Source organism: uncultured Roseovarius sp. (genome assembly GCF_913057115.1).
Classification (GTDB): Bacteria; Pseudomonadota; Alphaproteobacteria; order Rhodobacterales; family Rhodobacteraceae; genus Roseovarius.
Genome location: NZ_CAJXNN010000014.1, coordinates 33130 through 54029, shown reverse-complemented (window position 1 = coordinate 54029; position 20900 = coordinate 33130). Strand labels below are relative to the sequence as shown.

Sequence of the window (20900 nt, the reverse complement as noted above, 5' to 3'; positions counted from 1 at the left end):
CCTTGTTGCACGGTCTATCTATGCTGCCATCGCCCGTGACAAAAATCAAAACCAAGTGATTGGTTTCAGGGATTTTTGCCGCGAATGTTGCGCAACGACGCCGCAGGCAGCCGCGCCAGCACGCGAAAGAGCAGTTCGGGATACTCCGCCTCCCCCGACAGCAGGTGCATATACTCGCGCTTGAGGCTGCGCGAGGTTCTGAACGTTCGTGCGAAGAAGGGTTGCAGGCGGGGCGTGAAGATCAAGGGGCGCAACAGGCGGGCGTGCCGCACGGCGTGGCGGATCGGCCGAGTGGCGTGGCGATAGTCTTTAAAGGCTTGATCTGGCATATTTTTCTGGATGGCGCGGGCGGCGGAAAGCGCGGCCAGCTCGCCCGAGTGGATGGCGTGGCCGATGCCCTCACCGGTGATCGGATCGACAAAGCCCGCCGCATCCCCCGCCAACAGTATATTGGCCCGACCGGGATGTGATTTCGCCTCGCCAAAGGGGAGGAAATGCCCTTTGACCTTGGCGTCTTGGCCTGTGTTCAACTGGTCAAGATAGGCGGCAAGGTGGGCCTTCATATCCGGGTTGGGGGCATGCAAGCCGCCCAAGCCGACGGTGGTTGAGCCGCGTTTCGGGAAGGACCAGCCATAGCCCCAGCGGGCGGCGGCGAAATCGATTCTGATGGGTGTTTGCTCGGATGCGGCTTGGGTGGGGGCCTCGACCTCCAACGCGAAGCCGACGCGGTCGGGGTCGAAGGCGCGGCCAAAAAGTTCTTTGGCCACAGGGCTTTGCACGCCATCGGCCCCGATCAGAACCTTGAAGAAGAGGGCCTCGCCCCTGTCCAGTGTCACACGGTTTTGCGCCAGATCGAGGGTGGCCACGCGGTGGCCGGTAAAATCCTCGGCGCCTGCCGCCAGCGCATGGCCCAAAAGCCGCGCATCAAAGGCGTGGCGCATGGTCAGGTGCAGGGGCGGAACGTCATCCAGCCTGCCAAGGTCCTGACCTTGCAGGAAAAATTCAAAGTTGCGGCGAGTATCGAAGAGGTCTTCTGTGATCTCTTGCCCGAAAATCCGCGCCAGATGCGCAGCGCAGCGGCCTGTCACCAGCCCCCCGCAAAGCTTGTCGCGGGGAAAGCGCGCCTTGTCGATCAGGGCGACGGTTAACCCTGCGCGCCGGGCGGTGACGGCGGCGGCGCTGCCTGCGGGGCCTGCGCCCAGAATGACCAGATCGACCTGTTTCATGTGGTGTTCATAAGCCCTTCGGCGGGGGGCGAAAAGCGGTGTCTGTATCGCGTCGGTAAAACGTCGGTATCGCGTCGGTGCCTGCGCGCGCCCTGCTTAGGTGGTGTTAACCCTGTTTGGCGAGGGTTGTGGCCTGCTGCAAAACGGAAGGCGAAATGATGGCCCGGATGACCAAAACCGAAAAGCTGGCCCGTGAGGGGCTGATGAAGAACCTCGTGTTCCTGTCGCAGGAAACGTGGATCCCGTCGACCATTGCCTTGGAGGTGCCCGAGGCGTGGCACACGCTGGAGGCGGATGTGGACGTGGAGGAACCGAAAGAGAAGGTGACGCTTTACTTGGACCGCTCGGTGGCGCGGTTCTATCGGGCGATGGGCAAGGGGTACCACGCGCGGATCAATCGGTTGCTGGCCACATGGGCGCAGATGAAGATCGCCGGGGAGGTGGAACTGGAGGCCAAGCTGAAAGAGCGGCTGGGCTGGGGGGAGAAGGTGGAGGTGCCGGAGGGGGAGGAGGCAGAAACCCCAAAGGAGACTGATGCGATACCGGAGGAGTAGGCCCCCGCGCGGAATCAAGGCGCGTAGCGCCGCCGCGCGATCGCCAGTCCTGGGCTCCGCCCGTGCGCAGGCGAAACGCTCCCCCGGAGCGTTTCCGGGAAGCCTGCTCACCCCCCCCCCGGGCTGGCGAGCGCGTGGCTTGATAACGGAGGTGGCGAGGTCCCGGATCGGGTCTGGGACGTCATTGTGATCGCTGTGGCACCTAGAATGGCAATCGGGGTGGGCACGCATTTCCTTTGGAAACGCTTTCGCCCACCCGTCGAACGCGGGGCGTTCGACGTTACCGCGTAAACTTCTTATGCTTCATCCGCGTTGGCTCCAGCGCATCCGGGCCAAGACGCCGCTTCTTGTCTTCCTCGTAGTCCTCGAAGTTGCCTTCGAACCATTCCACGTGGGCTTCGCCCTCGAACGCCAGGATATGCGTGCAGATGCGGTCGAGGAAGAAACGGTCGTGGGAGATGACCACGGCGCAGCCGGCGAAATCCACCAGCGCGTCTTCCAAAGCGCGGAGGGTTTCGACGTCTAGATCGTTGGTCGGTTCGTCCAAGAGGAGCACGTTGCCGCCGGATTTCAGCAGGCGGGCCATGTGGACGCGGTTGCGTTCGCCGCCAGACAGAAGCGAGACTTTCTTTTGCTGATCGCCGCCTTTGAAGTTGAAGGCCGAGCAATAGGCGCGGGAGTTCATTTGCGCGTCGCCCAGTTGGATGATTTCCGCGCCGCCGGTGATCGCCTCCCAGACGGTTTCATCGTCCTTGAGGTCATCGCGGGATTGGTCGACGTAAGACAGATCCACCGTGTCGCCGTATTCGACGGTGCCTTCGTCGGGCTGTTCCTGGCCCGTCAGCACCTTGAAGAGCGTGGATTTACCCGCGCCGTTGGGGCCGATCACGCCGACGATACCGCCGGGGGGCAGCGAAAACGTCAGGTCTTCGATCAGGAGCTTGTCGCCCATGTGCTTTTTCAGGCCCTCCACCTCGATCACCTTCGAGCCAAGGCGCGGGCCGTTGGGGATGACGATCTGGGCGCGGGCGAGTTTTTCGCGCTCGGACTGGTTGGCAAGATCGTTATAGGCGTTGATCCGGGCCTTGGATTTGGCTTGCCGGGCCTTTTGCCCTTGGCGCATCCATTCCAGTTCCCGCTCCAGCGTTTTCTGACGCGATTTATCCTCGCGCGCCTCTTGTTCCAGCCGCTTGGCCTTTTGTTCCAGCCAGCTGGAATAGTTACCCTCGTAAGGGATGCCGCGGCCGCGGTCGAGTTCCAGAATCCAGCCGGTGATGTCGTCAAGGAAATACCGGTCGTGGGTGACGATCAGGATGGTGCCCTTGTAGTCAATGAGGTGCTGTTGCAGCCATGCGATGGTTTCGGCGTCAAGGTGGTTTGTCGGCTCGTCAAGGAGCAGCATGTCGGGCGCTTCGAGCAGCAGTTTGCACAGCGCCACGCGGCGCTTTTCCCCGCCCGAAAGGGTGGTGACATCGGCATCGTCGGGCGGGCAGCGCAGGGCCTCCATGGAGACGTCGATTTGCGCGTCGAGATCCCAGAGGTTCTGACTGTCGATCTCATCTTGCAGGGCCGCCATTTCATCGGCGGTTTCGTCCGAGTAGTTCATCGCCAGCTCGTTGAAACGATCGAGCTTGGCCTTTTTCTCGGCCACGCCGAGCATGACGTTTTCGCGGACGGTCAGCGCCGGGTCAAGCTGCGGCTCCTGCGGCAGGTAACCGACCTTGGCGCCTTCGGCGGCCCATGCCTCACCGGAAAATTCGGTGTCGAGGCCGGCCATGATCTTCATCAGGGTGGATTTACCGGCGCCGTTGGGGCCGACGACGCCGATCTTCACGCCGGGCAGGAAGCTGAGGTGGATGTTCTCAAAGCATTTCTTGCCGCCGGGGTAGGTCTTGGAGACACCCTGCATGTGATAGACGTATTGATAGGCTGCCATTTTGGTCCGCTCCTGCGAGGAAAACTTGGGTTCCTCGCGATATAACCTTGGGGGCGGGGCGTAGCAATGGGAGGTTAGCCCTGTTTTCGCGAGGCCTCGGGGGTGTCGAAGGTCACCGGGGCATCAAGCGGTGTGTTGACGCGCAGCCAGTCGATCATGGCGTCAACCGGCATCGGGCGGGCGAGGCCGAAGCCTTGGATCAGGGGGCATTTGGCACGGCGGAGAATCTCAAGCTGCGCATTGGTTTCGACGCCTTCGGCGATGACCTTCATGTTGAGCAGGGCGCAAAGCCGGATGATAGAGCGGATGATGACGCGGTTGCGCGGGTCATCATCCAGCCGTCCGATCATCGAGCGATCCAGCTTGATCGCGTCGATATCGAAGGCCGACATATGCGCCAGCCCTGCATAGCCGGTGCCGAAATCATCCAGTGCCACCCGCACGCCAAGCCGTTTGAGGCGGTCCACGGCGGTGACCACATCCAGATCACCGCCTTCTAGGATGGTGGTTTCCAGAATCTCGACGCAGACGGAGGAGGCAGGCAGGCCACGCGATTGCAGCGCCCAGTCCAGCAGCCCGGGATAGTTGCTGTCGGCCAGGATCGCGCAGGAAACATTGATCGCCATGCACATATCGGGAAAGCCGTTTTCGCGCAGCGCCACGAGGGCATCGAGCGAGAGGTTCATCGAGATGTAATCAATCTCGGCCATGAGGCCGGTTTTGCGGGCGGCTTCTAGGAAAGCCCCCGGGGCAAGTTGGCCGCGCTTGGGGTGGTTCCAGCGCAAAAGCGCCTCGCAGCCGGTGATGCGATTTGCGGGCAACAGGAGTTGCGGTTGCAAGTGAATTTCAAACTGGTCCTCGGTCACAGCCCTTTTGAGGTCACGGGCCAGTTGTTGTTGCGCTTTTTGCACCCGGCCCAGATGCTCGGTGTAGAACACCACGCAGCCCCGACCCCGGTTCTTGGCGGCGTAAAGCGCCTGATCGGCCTGTTGAATCAGCGCCTCGCCGGTGCAGCGCCCGGTGGCGCACAGGCTGGCCCCGATGGAGACGCCGATGCGAATGGTCTGATCTTTCCATGGAAGGGGCTTGGCGATTTCCCGCAAAAGCAATTCGGCCCGCGCCATCAGGGCGTCTTGACTCACGGTCTTGAGCCCGACAAGCAAGAACTCGTCACCCCCCGTGCGACAGACCAGATCGTGCCGCCCGCAGGCCGCGCGCAGGGCCTGCGCGACATGCACAAGCGTGGCGTCGCCCGCGGCGTGGCCCAAGGTGTCGTTGATTTCCTTGAACTTGTCGACATCCACCTGAAGCACGCCGATTTCCTGCCGCCGGATATGGCCGTCGACCATGTCCGAGGCGAGGTATTCGGTCAGGCGCTTGCGGTTGGCCAGCCCGGTCAGGTCGTCGTGATAAGCGGCATGTTGCAGATCAACCTGCACGCGGCGCAACTCGGCCTCGGTGGTGACTTGATCGGTGACATCGCGGCAGGTGATGACGATCTTCTTCTGCCCGTCCTTTTGACCAAGGTCGATGACCGAGAAGTTCTGTTGGTTCCAGAAGCGTGAGCCATCGCGGCGCTGGTGCTCGGCAAGGTGGTAGCGATCAAACAGTTTGCTGTTGAGATCATAGCGGAACGCCTTGAGCCGCTCGGGCGAGGGGCGCAGCCCCTCGGGCAGGATAAAGCCGTGGGTCTTGTATCCGCGCACCTCCTCCAGCGACCAGCCGAACATCGCTTCAGCGGCGGGGTTGATCCATTCGACGTGGCCCTCGACATCCTGCACGATGATGGCATCGCGCGTGTGATCCAGCACAAGACCAACAATCGCTTGTTCATTGGCCCAAACCGTCTGGTCATGAGTCGCTTCGCCTGTTCTGGTCTGCTCAAAGGTCACCGGGGCCGCCTGTTGCATTCGCCTGTTTTGCAGGCAAAGTGCGACGACGCGCGTTAACATTCGGTAGCCAATGGCGCAGTCCCGGGTCCCGAAATCCTTAGAATTGAAATGATTGAACCTTGTGAGTGACTTCGACTATGGCAAACAGGTTGACGGCCATGGTCTTCTGGCCCCGGGTAAACATGGGAGGATGCGGCAGATGCGGTACGGCATGCCAAAGGCGCGGGCCGGGCAGGTGATCGGGCTTTTGGGGGGGTCGTTCGACCCGCCGCACACAGGGCATCTGCACATCAGCCGCGAGGCGCTGCGCCGGTTTGGCCTTGATCGGGTGTGGTGGCTGGTCAGTCCCGGCAACCCTTTGAAGGACCATGGACCCGCGCCGCTGGAGACACGCATGGCCGCCTGCCGTGATCTGGTCACGCATCCGCGCATCACGGTCAGTGATATCGAGGCGCAGCTTGGCACGCGTTATACCGCACAAACCCTACGAGCGCTTCAGGCGCGCTATCCGGGCGTGCATTTTGTCTGGCTGATGGGGGCCGACAACCTTGCGCAGTTCGACCAGTGGCAGGATTGGCACGACATCATGGGCCGAGTGCCGGTAGGTGTGCTTGCGCGACCCGGGCAAAGGATTTCGGCGCGGATGTCCAAGGCGGCGCGGGTTTATGGCCATGCCCGGCTGCGCGGCAAAAGGGCGGTGATGCTGGGCCGGGCCATGCCGCCGGCCTGGGCCTTCGTCAATGTGCCGATGCTGGATATCTCCTCGACCCGGCTGCGGGCGCGCGGGGCATGGAGGCAAAGCGAAAAACCTTAATCAAAAGCGCAATCAGTGGATTGTCTGAAGCCCGGACCTGCGGTTAACTGGCACCATGATGACGCTGTTTTCCAGACGTGCCTTTTTGTCCTCGGGATTGTCGGTGTTCGGTGCTGCGGCCTGTGCCAATGCCCCTGCCGTTTCTCTGCGCCCCGAAAGACGCCCCGAGGATTTCATTCAAAGAGCGGCGCCCGGTGTCGAGCGGCTGATTGCAGAGGCGCAGCTTGGTGGCGAGGTGTCCTTTTCGGTCATGGATGTGAAAACCGGCCTGACGCTGGAAGAGCGCGAGGCGCGCGATGGCCAACCGCCCGCCAGCGTGACCAAGGCGGTGACCGCGCTTTATGCCCTCGATACCTTGGGCGGGGGGTATCGGTTCAAAACCCAATTGATTGCCACCGGCCCGGTTGAGGGCGGGGTTCTCAAGGGCGACCTGATTCTTGCCGGCGGCGGCGACCCGACGCTGGACACCGATGCGCTGGCCGAGATGGCGGCGGCCCTGAAAGCAAAGGGCGTGCGCGAGGTACGCGGGCAGTTCCGCACATGGGGCGGCGCGCTGCCCTTCGAAAAGGTGATCGACGCGGGACAACCAGCGCATGTGGGGTACAACCCGTCGATTTCCGGGCTGAACCTGAATTACAACCGCGTGCATTTCGAATGGCGGCGCGGCGGCGATGGCTATCAGGTGACGATGGACGCCCGCTCCGCGCGCTACCGTCCCGAGGTGCGGGTCGCGCGCATGGTGATTTCGACACGCTCATCGCCAGTCTACACCTACAAGGACCGTGGCGAATACGACAGTTGGACCGTGGCGCGTGGCGCGCTGGGCGGGCGCGGGGCACGCTGGCTTCCGGTGCGCAAACCGGCGGCCTATGCCGGTGAGGTCTTTGCCGTCTTCGCCCGGTCGCAGGGGATCGTTCTGAAAGACGGCGGTGAATTGCGCCAGACGCCGAAGGGCACCGCCTTGGTGACACATCAAAGCGCACCCCTGCGCGATGTGCTGCGCGGGATGCTCAAGTATTCCACCAACCTTACCGCCGAACTGGTGGGCATGATGGCCACCCGTGCACGCAATGGCCGGGTGCAATCACTGGATGCCTCGGCGCGCGAGATGAGCCGCTGGGCGCGGAGCGAGCTGGGCATGAGCGGCGCGAAGCTGGTCGATCACTCGGGGCTGGGCGAGGCCTCGCGCCTGTCGGCGCGGGCCATGGCACAGGCCTTGGTCAAGGTGCATGGTGCCCGCGCCTTGCGGCCGATCCTCAAGGACATCGACCTGCGTGACGGCAATGGCAGGGTGAACCGCAATCACCCGGTCAAGGTACAGGCCAAGACAGGCACGCTTTATTTCGTCTCCTCGCTGGCGGGCTACATGACGGCGCCCGATGGCACCGAACTGGCCTTCGCGATCTTCACCGCCGACACGGGGCGGCGCGCAAAGATTGATTCCAGCGTGACCGAACGCCCTCCGGGCGCGCGCAGTTGGAACAGACGGGCCAAGCAGCTACAGCAAAAGCTGATCGAGCGCTGGGGTATGGTCTATGGCAGCTAGGGTCCGTGGTGACTGTCCACAGGCCCTAGCCGACGTGACACGCAAAAACCCTTTTGACGCACCATTTCTGTCCGATTTCATGGATACCACCAAGGCATGGAACATAACGCCAATACAGCCGCCGCCACCTTGGCCGATCCAAGCCCGTTCAGAAACGTGGGGTTTTGGGCGATCCTGGCGGGTGGTCTGGCGATGGTCCTTGTCTTTGCCCAGATCGTTGCCCCCTCATTGGAGCCCAGCCCTTCGGTTGGGGAACGTGTGGGTGAAATCGCAGGCGAGATGAAGCGCGCCGCATGGCGCAGCTTCCTTGGCCTGCCGAAACCCGAACCCGAGGTGCAGGCCGTGCCCATGCACTATTACCTGGCGATGATCGCCCCCGTTTTCGGGGTTCTCGCCGTGATCTTGGCAGCGGTCTCGGCGGTCAAGCGCGAGAATTGGCGCCTTCCAACCTATGGGGCCTGTCTTGGTCTCGGCGCGATCGTGTTCCAGTTCCTGTGGTGGGTCGCGCTTTTGGTGGCGGGCATGGTCCTCTTGGTCGCGATCATCGAGAACCTCGGTGAGTTCTTCAGTTTCTGAAGCGATCTTGCCAGCCCTCCTGCCGCGGTCTAGCGTGACGACAGACCAAGGAGGTATCCCCGATGAAACTCGTCTTTGCCGCCGCCTCGCCCTTTGTGCGCAAGGTGCATGTCGTCTTGCACGAAACCGGCCTTCTGAATGAGGTCGAGATCGTCCCGGTGGCCACCAATCCCTTCGACAGCCCCGCCGAGGTGATCGCGGCCAACCCCTTGGGCAAAATCCCGGCACTGATCCGCGACGAGGGGCCGTCGATCTATGACAGCCGGGTGATTTGCCGGTATCTGGACGATCATGCACAGGCAGAGCTCTATCCGCAGGCGCGCATCTGGGAGGTGCTGACGCTGGAGGCCACGGCAGATGCGATCATGGACGCCGCTGTGGCCATGGTTTACGAGCATCGCTTCCGCCCGCCCGAAAAGGTTTTTGACGGCTGGTGCGATGCCCAATGGGCCAAGATCGAACGCGCCACCAGCGCCCTCAATGCCCGTTGGATGAGCCACCTGAACGGGCCGCTGGACGCCGGACAAATCGCCGTGGGCTGCGCCTTGGGTTATCTGGATTTTCGCCACGCCGAGCGGAACTGGCGCAAGGGGAACGACGCGCTGGATGACTGGCTGGCAGTTTTTGCCGAACGTGACGCGATGAAGGTCACGCAGCCGACCTAAAGCGTTTTTCAAAAATACCTGGACCATAGCCTTTCGCACAACGCAGTGCTCGGCTCACTCGTTGCACGCGTTCCCCTTTGTCTGACGCCTAGGGTCAAAGGCGGAACGCGTTTAGGCGCTCATGTTCGGCACTTGGCAAAATGGTCCGGATTTGCCTGTGGGGCTGCCTGCGTCGGTCAGATGATGGGTCAAGCGGCAACCACGCGCAGGACGTGGAACTTGCAAGGTCCGGGTGGTTTTCCGAAAACCGCCAATCAGGCCAAACGCCACGGTCCTCCGCGTCGTCCCGAACAGCCGACCCTCACAAGGACGCATCTTGCGCGAAGAAGCCCGTCAGGGCTGATGAGCGACCGCAAAGCGAACGTACGAAACCCGCGTACGTTTCGTACAACTCTCACTGCGCGCCCTGTTAACCCACCCGGTCACAGACAAGAATACCGACACGATACCGACGTGAAACCGATGCGTTACAGACAGGGGTTTTCGAGGTTAACCAATGGGTTAGCCCCGATTCGCCTGCCTTGAGGGAAATCCTTACCCCTTGGCCTTGATATTTTGCAGCAACGGCAAGACCTGGGCCATGTCCGGCCCGTGGCTCTGCCCGGTCAGCGCCTTTCTGAGCGGCATGAACAGCCCCCGGCCCTTGCGCCCCGTGGCTTCTTTTACCGCAGCGGTCCACTGCCCCCAAGTCTCGCCGTCATAAGGCCCCTCGGGCAAAAGCGCCATGGCCTCGGCCACGAACTCCTCGTCCTCGTCGTCGATCACCGGCTCCGCTCCGTCGTGGAACATCTCCCACCAGGCGGATAAGTCATTGAGAGTCGTGATGTTTTCCCGCGTCACCGTCCAAAATCGCTCGGCCAGATCATCGGGCACGCCGATGTCCGCGATCTGGTCTTTCACCTCGTCAAAACTGCGCTCGTGCAGGATGCGCGCGGTCAGCGGATACAGATCATTGACGTCAAACTTCGTCGGTGCCGCGCCAAAGCGGGTGATGTCGAACCCCTCGATCAGTTCCGCCATATCCGTGCGCAATTCCACCGGATCGGCCGACCCCAACCGCGCCATCAGGCTCAGCAGAGCCATAGGCTCCACGCCCGAGGCCCGCAGGTCCCGCAAGCTGAGCGTGCCAAGTCGTTTCGACAGGCTTTCGCCCTGCGGTCCGGTCAAAAGCGAATGGTGCGCAAAGCTGGGCACATTGCCGCCAAGCGCTTGAATTATTTGAATTTGTGTCGCCGTATTGGTCACATGGTCCGAGCCGCGAACCACATGGGTCACGCCCATTTCCGTGTCATCCACGACCGAGGCGAGGGTGTAGAGAAATTGCCCATCCCCCCGGATCAACACCGGGTCACTGACGCTTGCCGCATCAATCGAGGTATGGCCAAGGATACCATCCTCCCACTCGATCCGCTCATGCTCCAGTTTGAACCGCCAAACCCCATTGCCCCGCTCGGCCCGCAGTGCCTCGCGCTCCTCGTCCGAAAGGGTCAGGGCCGCGCGGTCATAGACCGGCGGCTTGCCCATGTTCAGCTGTTTCTTGCGCTTGAGGTCCAGTTCCGTAGGTGTCTCAAAAGCCTCGTAAAATCGGCCCATGTCCCGCAGTTTGCCGGCCGCCGCCTCATAGCGGTCCAAGCGGTCTGACTGCCGCTCAACCTTGTCCCAATGCAAGCCAAGCCACTCAAGATCGGCCTTGATGGCATCAACATATTCCTCTTTCGACCGATCCGGATCGGTATCGTCGATCCGCAGGATGAATTGCCCCCCGGCTTTGCGGGCAATGAGGAAGTTCATCAAGGCGGTGCGCAAGTTGCCCACATGGATATATCCAGTGGGCGACGGGGCGAAACGGGTGGTGGTCATCTGGTGTCTCCTGGTTCGCGTGGGCCATGTCACAGTGGCGCGCGATTGTCCAGATTAGCCCTGCGTCGGCCAAACCCTGTGCTCATCGTCGATCACGAACACATGGGCATGCCGCCGCCCGCCATGAGCGCGCAAATGCGGGTGATCAGCAGGCAGATCCGGGTGCTCATGCTCAACCTCCTGTGCCAGCCCCGCAGGCCAAACCACACGCGCCGCAACCACCCCCAAAAGCGCCATGAACCCCAATAAAACAAGGGCGCCACCCATGCCCAAAATTTCCGCAGCCCAGCCCGCTGTGGGATAGGTCACCAACCAACAGGCATGGCTCAGCGCGAACTGCGCAGCAAAAACGGCAGGCCGGTCCTCGGCATGGGCCGAGCGCCGCAAAAGCCGCCCCGACGGCGTCAGGATCGCGGCGTATAGAAACCCGGTCATCGCCCAGACCAGCAAGAACACCGTCCACCCCGGCAAGCCACCCACGGCCAAGACCGCCCCCATGACCAGCGCCACCAGGGCTAACCCCTGCGCGCCGCCCATCATCACGGGCCGGTCCGCCATCCGCTCCAACAATCGCGGCAGGATCAGCGCCGCCCCCATGGACCCCGCGCCAAAGGCCGCCATGGCCAGCGCAAGGTCACGCTCATCCCCGCCATATCCCGCACGCACCAGAACCACGGTATTGACCAGCACGAAGGCCCCCACCGCCGAGGCCGCAAGGTTCAAGGCCCAAAGCCCTCGCAGGCGCGGCGTGGCAAGGTAAATCCGAATGCCCCGTGTCAAACGCTCACGGAACGGTCGCTGGCCTGCATCTTTTCCCAAAGGCGGCACAGCGGCCACCAGCACCAAGCCCCCAGAGAGCACGAACCCCAGAACCGTTCCGACAAACAGCCAACTATAGCTGACAAAGCTCAACAGCAGCGCCGCCAAGGCTGGGCTGAGCAGGTTTTCAAGATCATAAGCCATGCGCGACAGCGATAGTGCTCGGGTATAGTCCCCCTCATCCGGCAGAACATCCGGGATCATCGCCTGAAAGGCGGGCGTAAAGGTGGCCGAGGCTGATTGCAGAACGAAAATCAGCAGGTAAATCTGCCAGACTTCGCTGACGAATGGCAGGCACAAGGCCACCAGTGCCCGCACCACATCCGCCCCGACCAAAACCGCCTTACGCGGCAGGCGCGTGGCCAAGGCCTGTGCTATGGGCGACAAGCCCACATAGGCCACCATCTTCAGGGTCAGCGCCATCCCCAGAACAACGCCCGCCCGCTCGCCTGCAAGGTCGTATGCCAAAAGGCCAAGCCCAACGGTCAAAAGGCCCGTGCCAACAAGCGCGATGATCTGTGCTGCGAAAAGTGCGCGGAAGGTGGGGTTGCTCAAAATTGCAATCATATTCGCAGGATAGCGCGCTACCCTGCCTACGTTAAGTAAGCACATTGGCTTCACATTCCCGTGAACCCCCAAGGGCCCCTCCAAAGTTGCGCTACGCTTGGGCTCATACACGTACTACGCAGAGAGGATTCGCCATGACCAAGACTGGATTAACCCGCCGCCACGTTCTGGCCTCCGCCGCGGCCCTGCCGCTGGCCGCCGCAACCACAGGTGCCGCGCGTGCCGCGGCCCCGATGATGGGCGTGGCCTCCACCCGCTTCAACCGCGTCAAGCTGGGCAGCTTCGAGGTGACAACCATTCTCGCCGGCACCCGCACCGTGCCCGAGCCGCAAAACATCTTCGGCATGAACGTCAGCGCCGAAGCCTTTGCCGAGGCCTCACAGGCCGCCCATATCCCCACCGACGCGGCCCAGTTCTTCTTTACTCCGACGCTGGTCAACACCGGCAATGAGCTGGTGCTTTTTGACACCGGCCTCAACGCCGAAGGCACCACCGCCGCCATCGAACAGGCGGGCTATACCGCCGATCAGGTCGACGTGGTGGTGATCACCCATATGCACGGCGATCACATCGGTGGCCTAATGGCGGGCGATATGCCCACCTTCCCCAACGCCCGTTATGTCACCGGTTCAAAGGAATTCGATGCATGGGCCGCGATGGATAACGACGGCTTCAACGCCAAGGTCCGCCCGCTGGCCGAACAAATGACCATGCTCGACGAGGGCGGCAGCGTCGCCTCGGGCATCACCGCCATGGCCGCTTTCGGCCACACCCCCGGCCACATGACCTACATGCTGGAAAGCGAAGGCAAACAGCTCCTCGTCGCCGCTGATTTCGCCAACCACTACGTCTGGTCCCTCGGCTACCCGGATTGGGAAGTGAAATTCGACATGGACAAAGCCGCCGCCGCCAAAACCCGCCGCAGCATCCTCGACATGCTGGCCGCCGATCAGGTTCCCTTCATCGGCTACCACATGCCATGGCCCGGCACTGGCTTCGTGGAAAAACAGGGCGAGGGTTACAGCTACGTCCCCACCAGCTACCAACTGATGCTGTAACGAAAATCAAAGGGATCTCTACGCCCCCCTTTCTTCTGGCCATAAATATCCTGGGGGGCGTTGAAAATCCCATTTTCAACGAGGGGGCAAAGCCCCCACCGGCGCGCGACAGCGCGCTTAACCTGCGCGGCGAAAGCCGCTCCTTTTGGTCATGCGGTCAGCCTTTCGCGCCGACCATCCCGACGATGTCATAGGTCTTTTGCAAAATCGGGCTGGCGATCTCGCGCGCCCGCTCCGCCCCTCGGCCCAAGATCCGGTCGATCTCGCTCACGTCCCCCATCAGCCGGGCCATCTCCTGCGAAATCGGCGCCAAACGATCTACCGCCAGATCGGCCAGCATCGGCTTGAACTCCGAAAACGCCTTGCCGCCCACGTCGGCCATCACCTGATCCACGCTCTGCTCCGACAGAGCGGCATAGATATTGACCAGGTTGCGCGCCTCGGCCCGCTCTTCCAGCCCCTTGGCCTCGGATGGCAGGGGCTCGGGGTCGGTCTTGGCCTTGCGGATTTTCTTGGCAATCGTGTCAGCGTCATCAGTCAGGTTGATCCGGCTCATGTCCGAAGGGTCGGATTTCGACATCTTTTTAGAGCCATCCCGCAGGCTCATCACCCGCGTCGCGGCGCCTTCGATCACCGGCTCCGGGATCGGAAAGAACTCCTGACCGAAGTCATTATTGAACTTGATCGCGATATCGCGGGTCAGTTCCACATGCTGCTTTTGATCCTCGCCCACAGGGATATGCGTCGCATGATACAACAGAATATCCGCCGCCATCAGCGCCGGATAGGCAAACAGGCCAAGCGAAGCGTTCTGCTGGTTTTTACCCGCCTTGTCCTTCCACTGGGTCATTCGCTGCATCCACCCCATGCGCGCGACACAGTTGAAAATCCACGCCAGTTGCGTGTGCTCGGGCACTTGGCTCTGGTTGAACAGGATCGACTTTTCCGGGTTCAGCCCGGCGGCAAGATACCCTGCGCAAAGCTCACGCGTGGCGCGGCGCAGGTCGGCGGGGTCCTGCCAAACGGTGATCGCGTGCAGGTCGACCATGCAATAGATCGTCTCGCGCCCCTCGTCCTGCATTTCCACGAAACGCTTCATCGCCCCAAGGTAGTTGCCCAAGGTCAGGCGCCCCGAAGGTTGGATGCCGGAAAATACCCGGGGGGTGAAGGACACCTCTGACATGGTTGATCTCCGTGGTGGATTTTACTGCCCGCCTCGCTTACCCATGGGGCAAAGCCCCGTCAAGGAGAGCAGGCCATGAGCAGCCCCGAGAACCACACCGTCGTCAATCCCCTGCCGCCCGCCGTGGTGGCGCTTTTCTTGGTGGTCCTTGGCGTTGAGGCCACGTTTTCCCTTGGCAACCGCGGCCTTGTCGGCGGACCTGCGGCTGTCGGTTGGCGCACCGTCGCCATTCAGGATTACGGCTATAACGCCGATGTGCTGCGCTGGATGCTGCAAAACAACATCTGGCCGCTGGAGCATCTCAAGCGCTTTGTCACCTTCCCCTTCATCCACGGCACCTTCACCCATGCGCTTTTCGCGGGCGTGATGCTTCTCGCCTTGGGCAAATTCGTGAGCGAGGTTTTCGCACAATGGGCGGTGATCGTTCTCTTTCTGCTCTCGGGCATCATTGGTGCCTTGGGCTTTACGCTTTTTGCTGGTGCACAGCCTTGGCTGATGGGGGCCTTTCCCGGCGTCTATGGCCTGATTGGCGGGTTCACTTACCTTATGTGGCTCAAGCTGGGGCAAATGGGTGAAAAGCAATACCGCGCTTTTACCCTCATTGGCGTTCTGATGCTTTTGCAACTCATCTTCGGCTTGCTTTTCGGCGCCAACAGCACATGGATCGCCGATGTCACGGGCTTTGGAGCAGGGTTTATCTTGTCGATCTTTCTGGCCCCCGGCGGCTGGCGGCGTATCCGCAGCCGCATCCGCCGAAATTAACCGCCCCGCCGGAAGGCCTTGCCAAACTCCTGCACCCGGAACGCGCCCAGCGCGTGACCGATGCCGAAATAGGCCACGCTCCCGATCCCGATCAGCAACAAAAGCGCCAGCCAGCGCAGCCCGCCTACCTCAAACAGCGGTGACAGCACGAGGTTCACGCCCCATAGCACTGCCCCCATGAGTATGGACGCCGCAACGATCCGCCAGACACGCCGATGAAAGCGCGCGTCAAACCGCGCCACATCACCCAAGGGCCGCGCGCCGCGCATCAAAAGCCACACCATGGCCCAGCCTGCGACCGTAGTGGCAATCGCCGCCGCGATCCAACCGATGAGAAAGGCCAAGCCAATCGCCAGAACCGCATTGACCACCATGGCGACAAGAGCAAAGCGGAAAGGGCTTTTGGTGTCCTCTCGAGCAAAGAAAAGCGGTTGCAGCACCTTTTGCAAAACAAAAGCAGGCAGGCCCAAGCCATAGACCGACACCGCAAGTGCCGTGGCTGCCGTGTCGTCCGACCCAAAGGCCCCCCGCTCGAACAGGACCGAGACAATCGGCATCGGGATTGCCACCAGGGCCACCGCCGAGGGTACCGTCAACGCCAATGAAATTTCAGCCGCCCGCGAATAGGCCTCGCGCGCGCCCGCATCATCGGCGGCCTTCAGGCGACGCGACAGGTCAGGCAACAGGACAATGCCCACCGCAATCCCCACCACACCCAGCGGCAGTTGATAGAGGCGATCGGCGGAATAAAGCCAGCTGACCGCCTTATCGAAGTTCGACGCTACCTGCTGCCCGACCAACAGGTTCACCTGCATCACGCCCCCCGCCAATGCAGCCGGAATGGCAATCCGGACCAGCTGTGACATCTCGGGCGTCCAGCGCGGGCGCGTAAACCTGATCCGCATCCCCGCCTTGTCAGCGGCCACCCAGACCAGGGCAAGCTGTGCAACTCCGGCAAACGGGATGGTCCAGACCAGCGCCGTGGCTACCGGCTTGCCCATCATGGCCGAGACGCTCATCGCCGTGACCAGCATGATGTTGAGCAACACAGGCGCAGCCGCGGCGGCGGCAAATCGCCCGCTGGCGTTCAACACGCCCGAGAACAGCGCCGCCAGTGAGATGAAGAAGATGTAGGGGAACACCACGCGCCCGAACTCTACTGTCAAATCAAAGCGTTCGTCGCCCACGAACCCCTCCGCCGTGGCCCAGACCAGCGCCGGCATAAAGACCATTGCGAGGCCAGTGAGGATCAATAGAACAAAGGCCAGCCCCGAAAGCGCCTGCGCGGCAAAGCCCACGGCATCCTCGTCGCCTTCCAGCCGTTTGGAAAACATCGGCACAAAAGCGGCGTTGAAGGCCCCTTCGGCAAAGAAGCGGCGGAACATGTTGGGCAGGCGGAAGGCCGCCACAAAGGCATCCATCACCGCGCCCGGCCCAAGGAAATTGGCAATCAGCACGTCGCGCACAAAGCCCAATATCCGGCTGGCCAAAGTCCAGCCGCCGACGGTCAGAACACCGGAAAGCAGGCGAACGGGTCTCATGGGCGGGCCTTCGGGGTTGCGGCGGGTTGCCCTTGCCTAGCGGATCACGTGCCAAGGGGGAAGGCCAAAGCGCGCGCCCCCTCTGGACGCCCCCGCCATGCCGTCTTAACGTACCGCCAAATCAGGGAGAGACCCATGGCAACCGGCAGCAATATCCGCACCTATTTCAACGGCACGTGGCACGATGGCGACGTGCCCGTCATGCGCGCCGCCGATCATGGCATGTGGCTGGGCAGCAATGTCTTTGACGGGGCGCGCTATGCCAATGGACTCACGCCCGACCTTGACAAGCACTGCGCCCGGGTTAACGCCTCGGCTCGCGCTTTGATGGTGGAACCGACCGTGACGCCCGAGGACATGGTCGCGATCATCCATGAAGGCCTCAAAGCCTATTCCCCCGATGCGGCGGTCTACATCAGGCCCATGTACTGGGCGCTCGATGGCGGCATGTCGGCGATCGTCCCGAAAGAGGGCGGCGGCACAGGCTTTGCCATCAGCCTTGAGGAAATCCCCATGGCCCCGCCCGAGGCCAGCACCACTCTGGCCCGCACCCGTTTCCGCCGTCCGGTGATGGAGGATGCCGTGGTCAACGCCAAGGCCGCCTGCCTTTACCCCAACAACGCCCGCATGCTGGCCGAGGCCCGCGACAAGGGGTTCGGCAACGCGCTTGTCGCCGATGCCCTTGGCAATGTCGCCGAAGCCGCCACCGCCAATGCCTTTGCCGTCAAGGATGGTGAGGTGTTTACCCCCGTCCCCAACGGCACCTTCCTTGCCGGGATCACCCGCGCGCGCCACATCGAAAACCTGCGCGCCGATGGCGTGACGGTCCATGAATGCGTCATGTCCTTCGAGGATTTCCGCAATGCCGACGAAGTGTTCCTCTCGGGCAACATGATGAAGGTCACGCCGGTCACCGCCTTCGAGGACCGGCAATACCAGATCGGCCCCCTTACCCGCCGCATCCGCGAGATGTACTGGGACTGGGCCGCCACCACAGCGTAAAGGCAAGACCATGGCAAACGATCCGCTGCTGCAACCCTATCAGCTCAAGCATCTGACGCTGAAGAACCGGCTGATGATCTCCAGCCACGAACCCGCCTATACCGAAGACGGGATGCCCAAGGATCGCTACCGCCTCTATCACCTTGAACGCGCCAAGGGCGGCGTGGCCCTGACCATGACAGCGGGCTCCGCCGTGGTCTCGCGCGACAGCCCGCCCGCCTTCGGCAATATCCTCGCCTACAAGGATGAGGTCGTCGGCTGGATGAAAAAACTGACCGACGATTGCCACGAACACGATTGCAAGGTGATGATCCAGCTCACACACCTTGGCCGTCGCACCCGTTGGGACGCGGGCGATTGGCTGCCCAACCTCGGGGCCAGCCGCAAGCGTGAACCGGCGCACCGCGCCTTTCCCAAACAGGCCGAAGATTGGGATATCCCGCGCATCATAGCCGACTACGCCGATGCCGCCGAACGGATGCAGGCCGCAGGCCTCGATGGGGTGGAAATCGAATGTTACGGCCACCTGCCCGATCAATTTCTTAGCCCCCTCACCAACCAGATGGATGGCGCTTACGGCGGAGCGTTCGAAAACCGCGCCCGCTTTGCTACCGAAATCCTCACCGCCTGCCGCGACCGCGTCGGGCCGGATTTCATCATCGGGCTGCGCTTTGTCGCAGACGAGGCCGAGGAAGGCGGCATCCCGGTCGAAGAAGGCGTGCAATTCGCCCAAACCCTCAAGGATCTCGGCGTCATCGACTTTATCAACGTCATTCGTGGCCGCGTGCACACCGATGCCGCGCTTGCCGATGTGATCCCGGTGCAAGGGATGCGCTATGCCCCGCACCTCGATTTTGCGGGGCGCATCCGGCACGAGGTGGGCCTGCCCACCTTCCACGCCGCGCGCATCCCCGATGTGGCCACCGCGCGCCATGCCGTGGCCACCGGACAGCTTGATATGGTCGGCATGACCCGCGCCCATATCGCCGACCCGCATATCGTGCGCAAAATCGAAGCCGGACAAGAGGATGACATTCGCCCCTGCGTTGGGGCCACCTATTGCCTAGGCCGAATTTACCACGGCGGTGCCGCGCTCTGCATTCACAACCCCTCCACGGGGCGCGAAGAATACTTGCCGCATGAGGTGGAAAAAACCTCGGACAAGAAAACCGTGGTGATCGTCGGCGCAGGCCCCGGCGGGCTTGAGGCCGCACGCGTCGCCTCATTGCGCGGCCATGACGTGACCGTTCTGGAGGCTGCCGACGCGCCGGGGGGACAGGTCCGGCTGGCCGCGCAGGCCCGCGACCGCTCGGAAATGATCGGCATCACCGATTGGCGCGCCGCACAATGCGAGGCCCAAGGCGTCACCTTCCGCTACAACACCTTCGCCGAGGCCGAGGATGTGCTGGCCCTCAAGCCCGACGTGGCGATCATCGCCACCGGTGGGCTGGCCCGGACCGAGCTTTTTGAGCAAGGAAATGACCTTGTCGTGTCGGCGTGGGATATCCTGTCGGGCGATGTGAAACCCGGCGATAATGTCCTGCTGTTTGACGAGGTGGGCGATTACGTGGGCATCCAAGCCGCGCAAATGCTGGCCGAATCCGGGGCGAAACTGGAAATGATGACACCGCATCAATCGCTTTCGGTCGAGGTCTCGGGCATCACCCTTGTCCCCTTCATGCGCCAGATGCAGGACCGCGATGTGCGCTTTACCGTCACCTACCGCGTGACCGGGGTGGAACGCGACGGCAACCGCCTGCGCGCGCATATCGGCTCGGATTACATGGACCTCACCCAGACCCGCGAAGTGGATCAAGTAGTGGTCAACTCCGGCATCGACCCGCTGGATGATCTCTATTTCGACCTCAAACCACAGTCACAAAACCTTGGGGCCGTGGACTATGACGCTTTGCTTGAGGGTCGGCCGCAACAAATGAACGGTGGGCCGCAGGGGTTTCAGCTTTTCCGCATCGGCGATGCGGTTTCCTCCCGCAACACCCACGCCGCGATCTTGGATGCCTTCCGGCTGATGCGGGTGATGTAAGGGCGCGTTACGCCTTCACAGGGTAACGATCCGCCTCTTCAAACACGTCAATGACGCGCGTCCCGGCTTTGATCTGCGCCCCATGCTCTACGCCTGCCGGAATCGAATAGCTGTCACCGGGGCGGTAGACCTTGGTCTCAGCCCCGATGGTCAATTCAATCTCCCCTTCCACCACAGTGCCCCACTGCGCGCCATGGGAATGGGGCGGCAGCTCCATGTCTTTGAGGAATGTGAAAAACGCGACCAACCCCGAAGCAGACTTCACTACCGATGTTTCCACCACATCCTCGGGGAAAGGTACGTCAAGTCGTGGCAACTCTCTTATGAAGTCCGGGTATGGCATGGTCTTTCCTTCTCAAGGCTTGGACGGGGTCAGGCTGCGTCGTAGCTCTGGAAAACCTCGGTGCTGCCATCGGGCCGGATCAGGAACACGTCGTAAGCCTCGCGCCGGTCCTCCGGCCCCATGCCAGGCGATCCATAGGGCATATCCGGCACGGCAAGGCCAACCGCATCCGGCCGCTCGGCCAGAAGGCGGCGGATGTCAGCGGGCGGCACATGACCTTCGATGACATATCCCTCCACCTGCGCAGTGTGGCAGGACATCATGCTTTGCGGCACGCCATTGTCCAACTTGTAGCGGATCAGAAGCGAGCCAAAGCCGTTTTCACTGGTCACGGTGAACCCATCCTCGGCCAAGATCTTCATCCACGCCTTGCAACATCCACAATTAGGGTCTTTCATCACGTGAATTTCCGGGCCTTGGTTGGCCAACCCTGCAATCGGGGTGGCAGCGATCATTCCGGCGGCTCCAGCAAAGAAACTGCGACGTGTCAGCATGGCGGGTGAACTCCCTTG

The 20900-nt window shown here is 62.1% G+C and carries 18 protein-coding genes; 9 read left to right on the top strand and 9 right to left on the bottom strand.

Going from position 1 to position 20900, the window contains the following annotated elements; genetic code table 11:
- Window positions 1-65: 65 nt before the first annotated feature.
- A complete protein-coding gene (locus QZ498_RS08045; RefSeq protein WP_294621335.1) occupies window positions 66-1226 on the bottom strand; it encodes an NAD(P)/FAD-dependent oxidoreductase in 1161 nt (386 codons plus the stop codon).
- Between the two features lie 167 nt (window positions 1227-1393).
- Between QZ498_RS08045 and QZ498_RS08040 the strand changes: the two genes are divergently transcribed.
- Window positions 1394-1780 carry a BrnA antitoxin family protein gene (locus tag QZ498_RS08040; protein ID WP_294621334.1) on the top strand — a complete coding sequence of 129 codons (387 nt, stop codon included), beginning with the start codon at window positions 1394-1396 and terminating at the stop codon, window positions 1778-1780.
- Between the two features lie 280 nt (window positions 1781-2060).
- On the opposite strand, the gene ettA is transcribed toward QZ498_RS08040, so the two are convergent.
- Complete coding sequence (ettA, locus tag QZ498_RS08035; RefSeq protein WP_294621333.1) at window positions 2061-3716, bottom strand: energy-dependent translational throttle protein EttA; 1656 nt, start codon at window positions 3714-3716, stop codon at window positions 2061-2063.
- A 74-nt stretch (window positions 3717-3790) separates the two neighbouring features.
- Window positions 3791-5626, bottom strand: coding sequence for a bifunctional diguanylate cyclase/phosphodiesterase (locus tag QZ498_RS08030; RefSeq protein WP_294621331.1), 1836 nt, complete (start codon window positions 5624-5626; stop codon window positions 3791-3793).
- 181 nt (window positions 5627-5807) lie between these two features.
- Between QZ498_RS08030 and QZ498_RS08025 the strand changes: the two genes are divergently transcribed.
- The 4 genes from QZ498_RS08025 (at window position 5808) to QZ498_RS08010 (ending at window position 9209) form a co-directional block, all read left to right on the top strand.
- Entirely contained in the window at window positions 5808-6422 is a 615-nt protein-coding gene (locus QZ498_RS08025; protein WP_294621358.1) for a nicotinate-nucleotide adenylyltransferase, read from the top strand.
- 55 nt (window positions 6423-6477) lie between these two features.
- Window positions 6478-7968 (top strand): D-alanyl-D-alanine carboxypeptidase/D-alanyl-D-alanine-endopeptidase, encoded by a 1491-nt coding sequence (dacB, locus tag QZ498_RS08020; RefSeq protein ID WP_294621330.1) that lies wholly within the window; start codon window positions 6478-6480, stop codon window positions 7966-7968.
- Between the two features lie 96 nt (window positions 7969-8064).
- The gene (locus QZ498_RS08015; protein WP_294621329.1) at window positions 8065-8544 is read left to right on the top strand and encodes a hypothetical protein; all 480 of its coding nucleotides are present in this window, start codon (window positions 8065-8067) and stop codon (window positions 8542-8544) included.
- A 62-nt stretch (window positions 8545-8606) separates the two neighbouring features.
- A complete protein-coding gene (locus QZ498_RS08010) occupies window positions 8607-9209 on the top strand; it encodes a glutathione S-transferase (protein WP_294621328.1) in 603 nt (200 codons plus the stop codon).
- Between the two features lie 534 nt (window positions 9210-9743).
- Here the strand turns inward: QZ498_RS08010 and gltX are convergent.
- Both gltX and QZ498_RS08000 read right to left on the bottom strand, forming a co-directional pair.
- Window positions 9744-11069 (bottom strand): glutamate--tRNA ligase, encoded by a 1326-nt coding sequence (gene gltX, locus QZ498_RS08005; RefSeq protein WP_294621326.1) that lies wholly within the window; start codon window positions 11067-11069, stop codon window positions 9744-9746.
- A gap of 54 nt (window positions 11070-11123) precedes the next feature.
- On the bottom strand, window positions 11124-12455 hold the full coding sequence (locus QZ498_RS08000) for an MFS transporter (RefSeq protein WP_294621325.1): 1332 nt from the start codon (window positions 12453-12455) through the stop codon (window positions 11124-11126).
- Window positions 12456-12589: 134 nt separating this feature from the next.
- Here QZ498_RS08000 and QZ498_RS07995 point away from each other — a divergent pair, with 134 nt between their 5' ends.
- A complete protein-coding gene (locus QZ498_RS07995) occupies window positions 12590-13513 on the top strand; it encodes an MBL fold metallo-hydrolase (RefSeq protein WP_294621324.1) in 924 nt (307 codons plus the stop codon).
- A 157-nt stretch (window positions 13514-13670) separates the two neighbouring features.
- Here the strand turns inward: QZ498_RS07995 and trpS are convergent, their stop codons facing one another.
- A complete protein-coding gene (trpS, locus tag QZ498_RS07990; protein WP_294621323.1) occupies window positions 13671-14696 on the bottom strand; it encodes a tryptophan--tRNA ligase in 1026 nt (341 codons plus the stop codon).
- Window positions 14697-14771: 75 nt separating this feature from the next.
- Between trpS and QZ498_RS07985 the strand changes: the two genes are divergently transcribed.
- A complete protein-coding gene (locus QZ498_RS07985; RefSeq protein WP_294621322.1) occupies window positions 14772-15458 on the top strand; it encodes a rhomboid family intramembrane serine protease in 687 nt (228 codons plus the stop codon).
- Here the strand turns inward: QZ498_RS07985 and murJ are convergent.
- Window positions 15455-16999 (bottom strand): murein biosynthesis integral membrane protein MurJ, encoded by a 1545-nt coding sequence (gene murJ, locus QZ498_RS07980; RefSeq protein WP_294621321.1) that lies wholly within the window; start codon window positions 16997-16999, stop codon window positions 15455-15457. The two genes, QZ498_RS07985 and murJ, sit on opposite strands and share 4 nt — an antisense overlap.
- 135 nt (window positions 17000-17134) lie before the next feature.
- Here murJ and QZ498_RS07975 point away from each other — a divergent pair, with 135 nt between their 5' ends.
- Window positions 17135-18001, top strand: a complete 867-nt coding sequence (locus QZ498_RS07975) for a branched-chain amino acid aminotransferase (RefSeq protein WP_294621320.1) — start codon at window positions 17135-17137, stop codon at window positions 17999-18001.
- Window positions 18002-18011: 10 nt separating this feature from the next.
- Complete coding sequence (locus QZ498_RS07970) at window positions 18012-20045, top strand: NADH:flavin oxidoreductase (RefSeq protein ID WP_294621318.1); 2034 nt, start codon at window positions 18012-18014, stop codon at window positions 20043-20045.
- Between the two features lie 7 nt (window positions 20046-20052).
- Here the strand turns inward: QZ498_RS07970 and QZ498_RS07965 are convergent, their stop codons facing one another.
- Both QZ498_RS07965 and QZ498_RS07960 read right to left on the bottom strand, forming a co-directional pair.
- Window positions 20053-20388, bottom strand: coding sequence for a cupin domain-containing protein (locus QZ498_RS07965; RefSeq protein ID WP_294621317.1), 336 nt, complete (start codon window positions 20386-20388; stop codon window positions 20053-20055).
- A 29-nt stretch (window positions 20389-20417) separates the two neighbouring features.
- Window positions 20418-20786 carry a DUF411 domain-containing protein gene (locus tag QZ498_RS07960; protein ID WP_294621357.1) on the bottom strand — a complete coding sequence of 123 codons (369 nt, stop codon included), beginning with the start codon at window positions 20784-20786 and terminating at the stop codon, window positions 20418-20420.
- Window positions 20787-20900 lie beyond the last annotated feature (114 nt).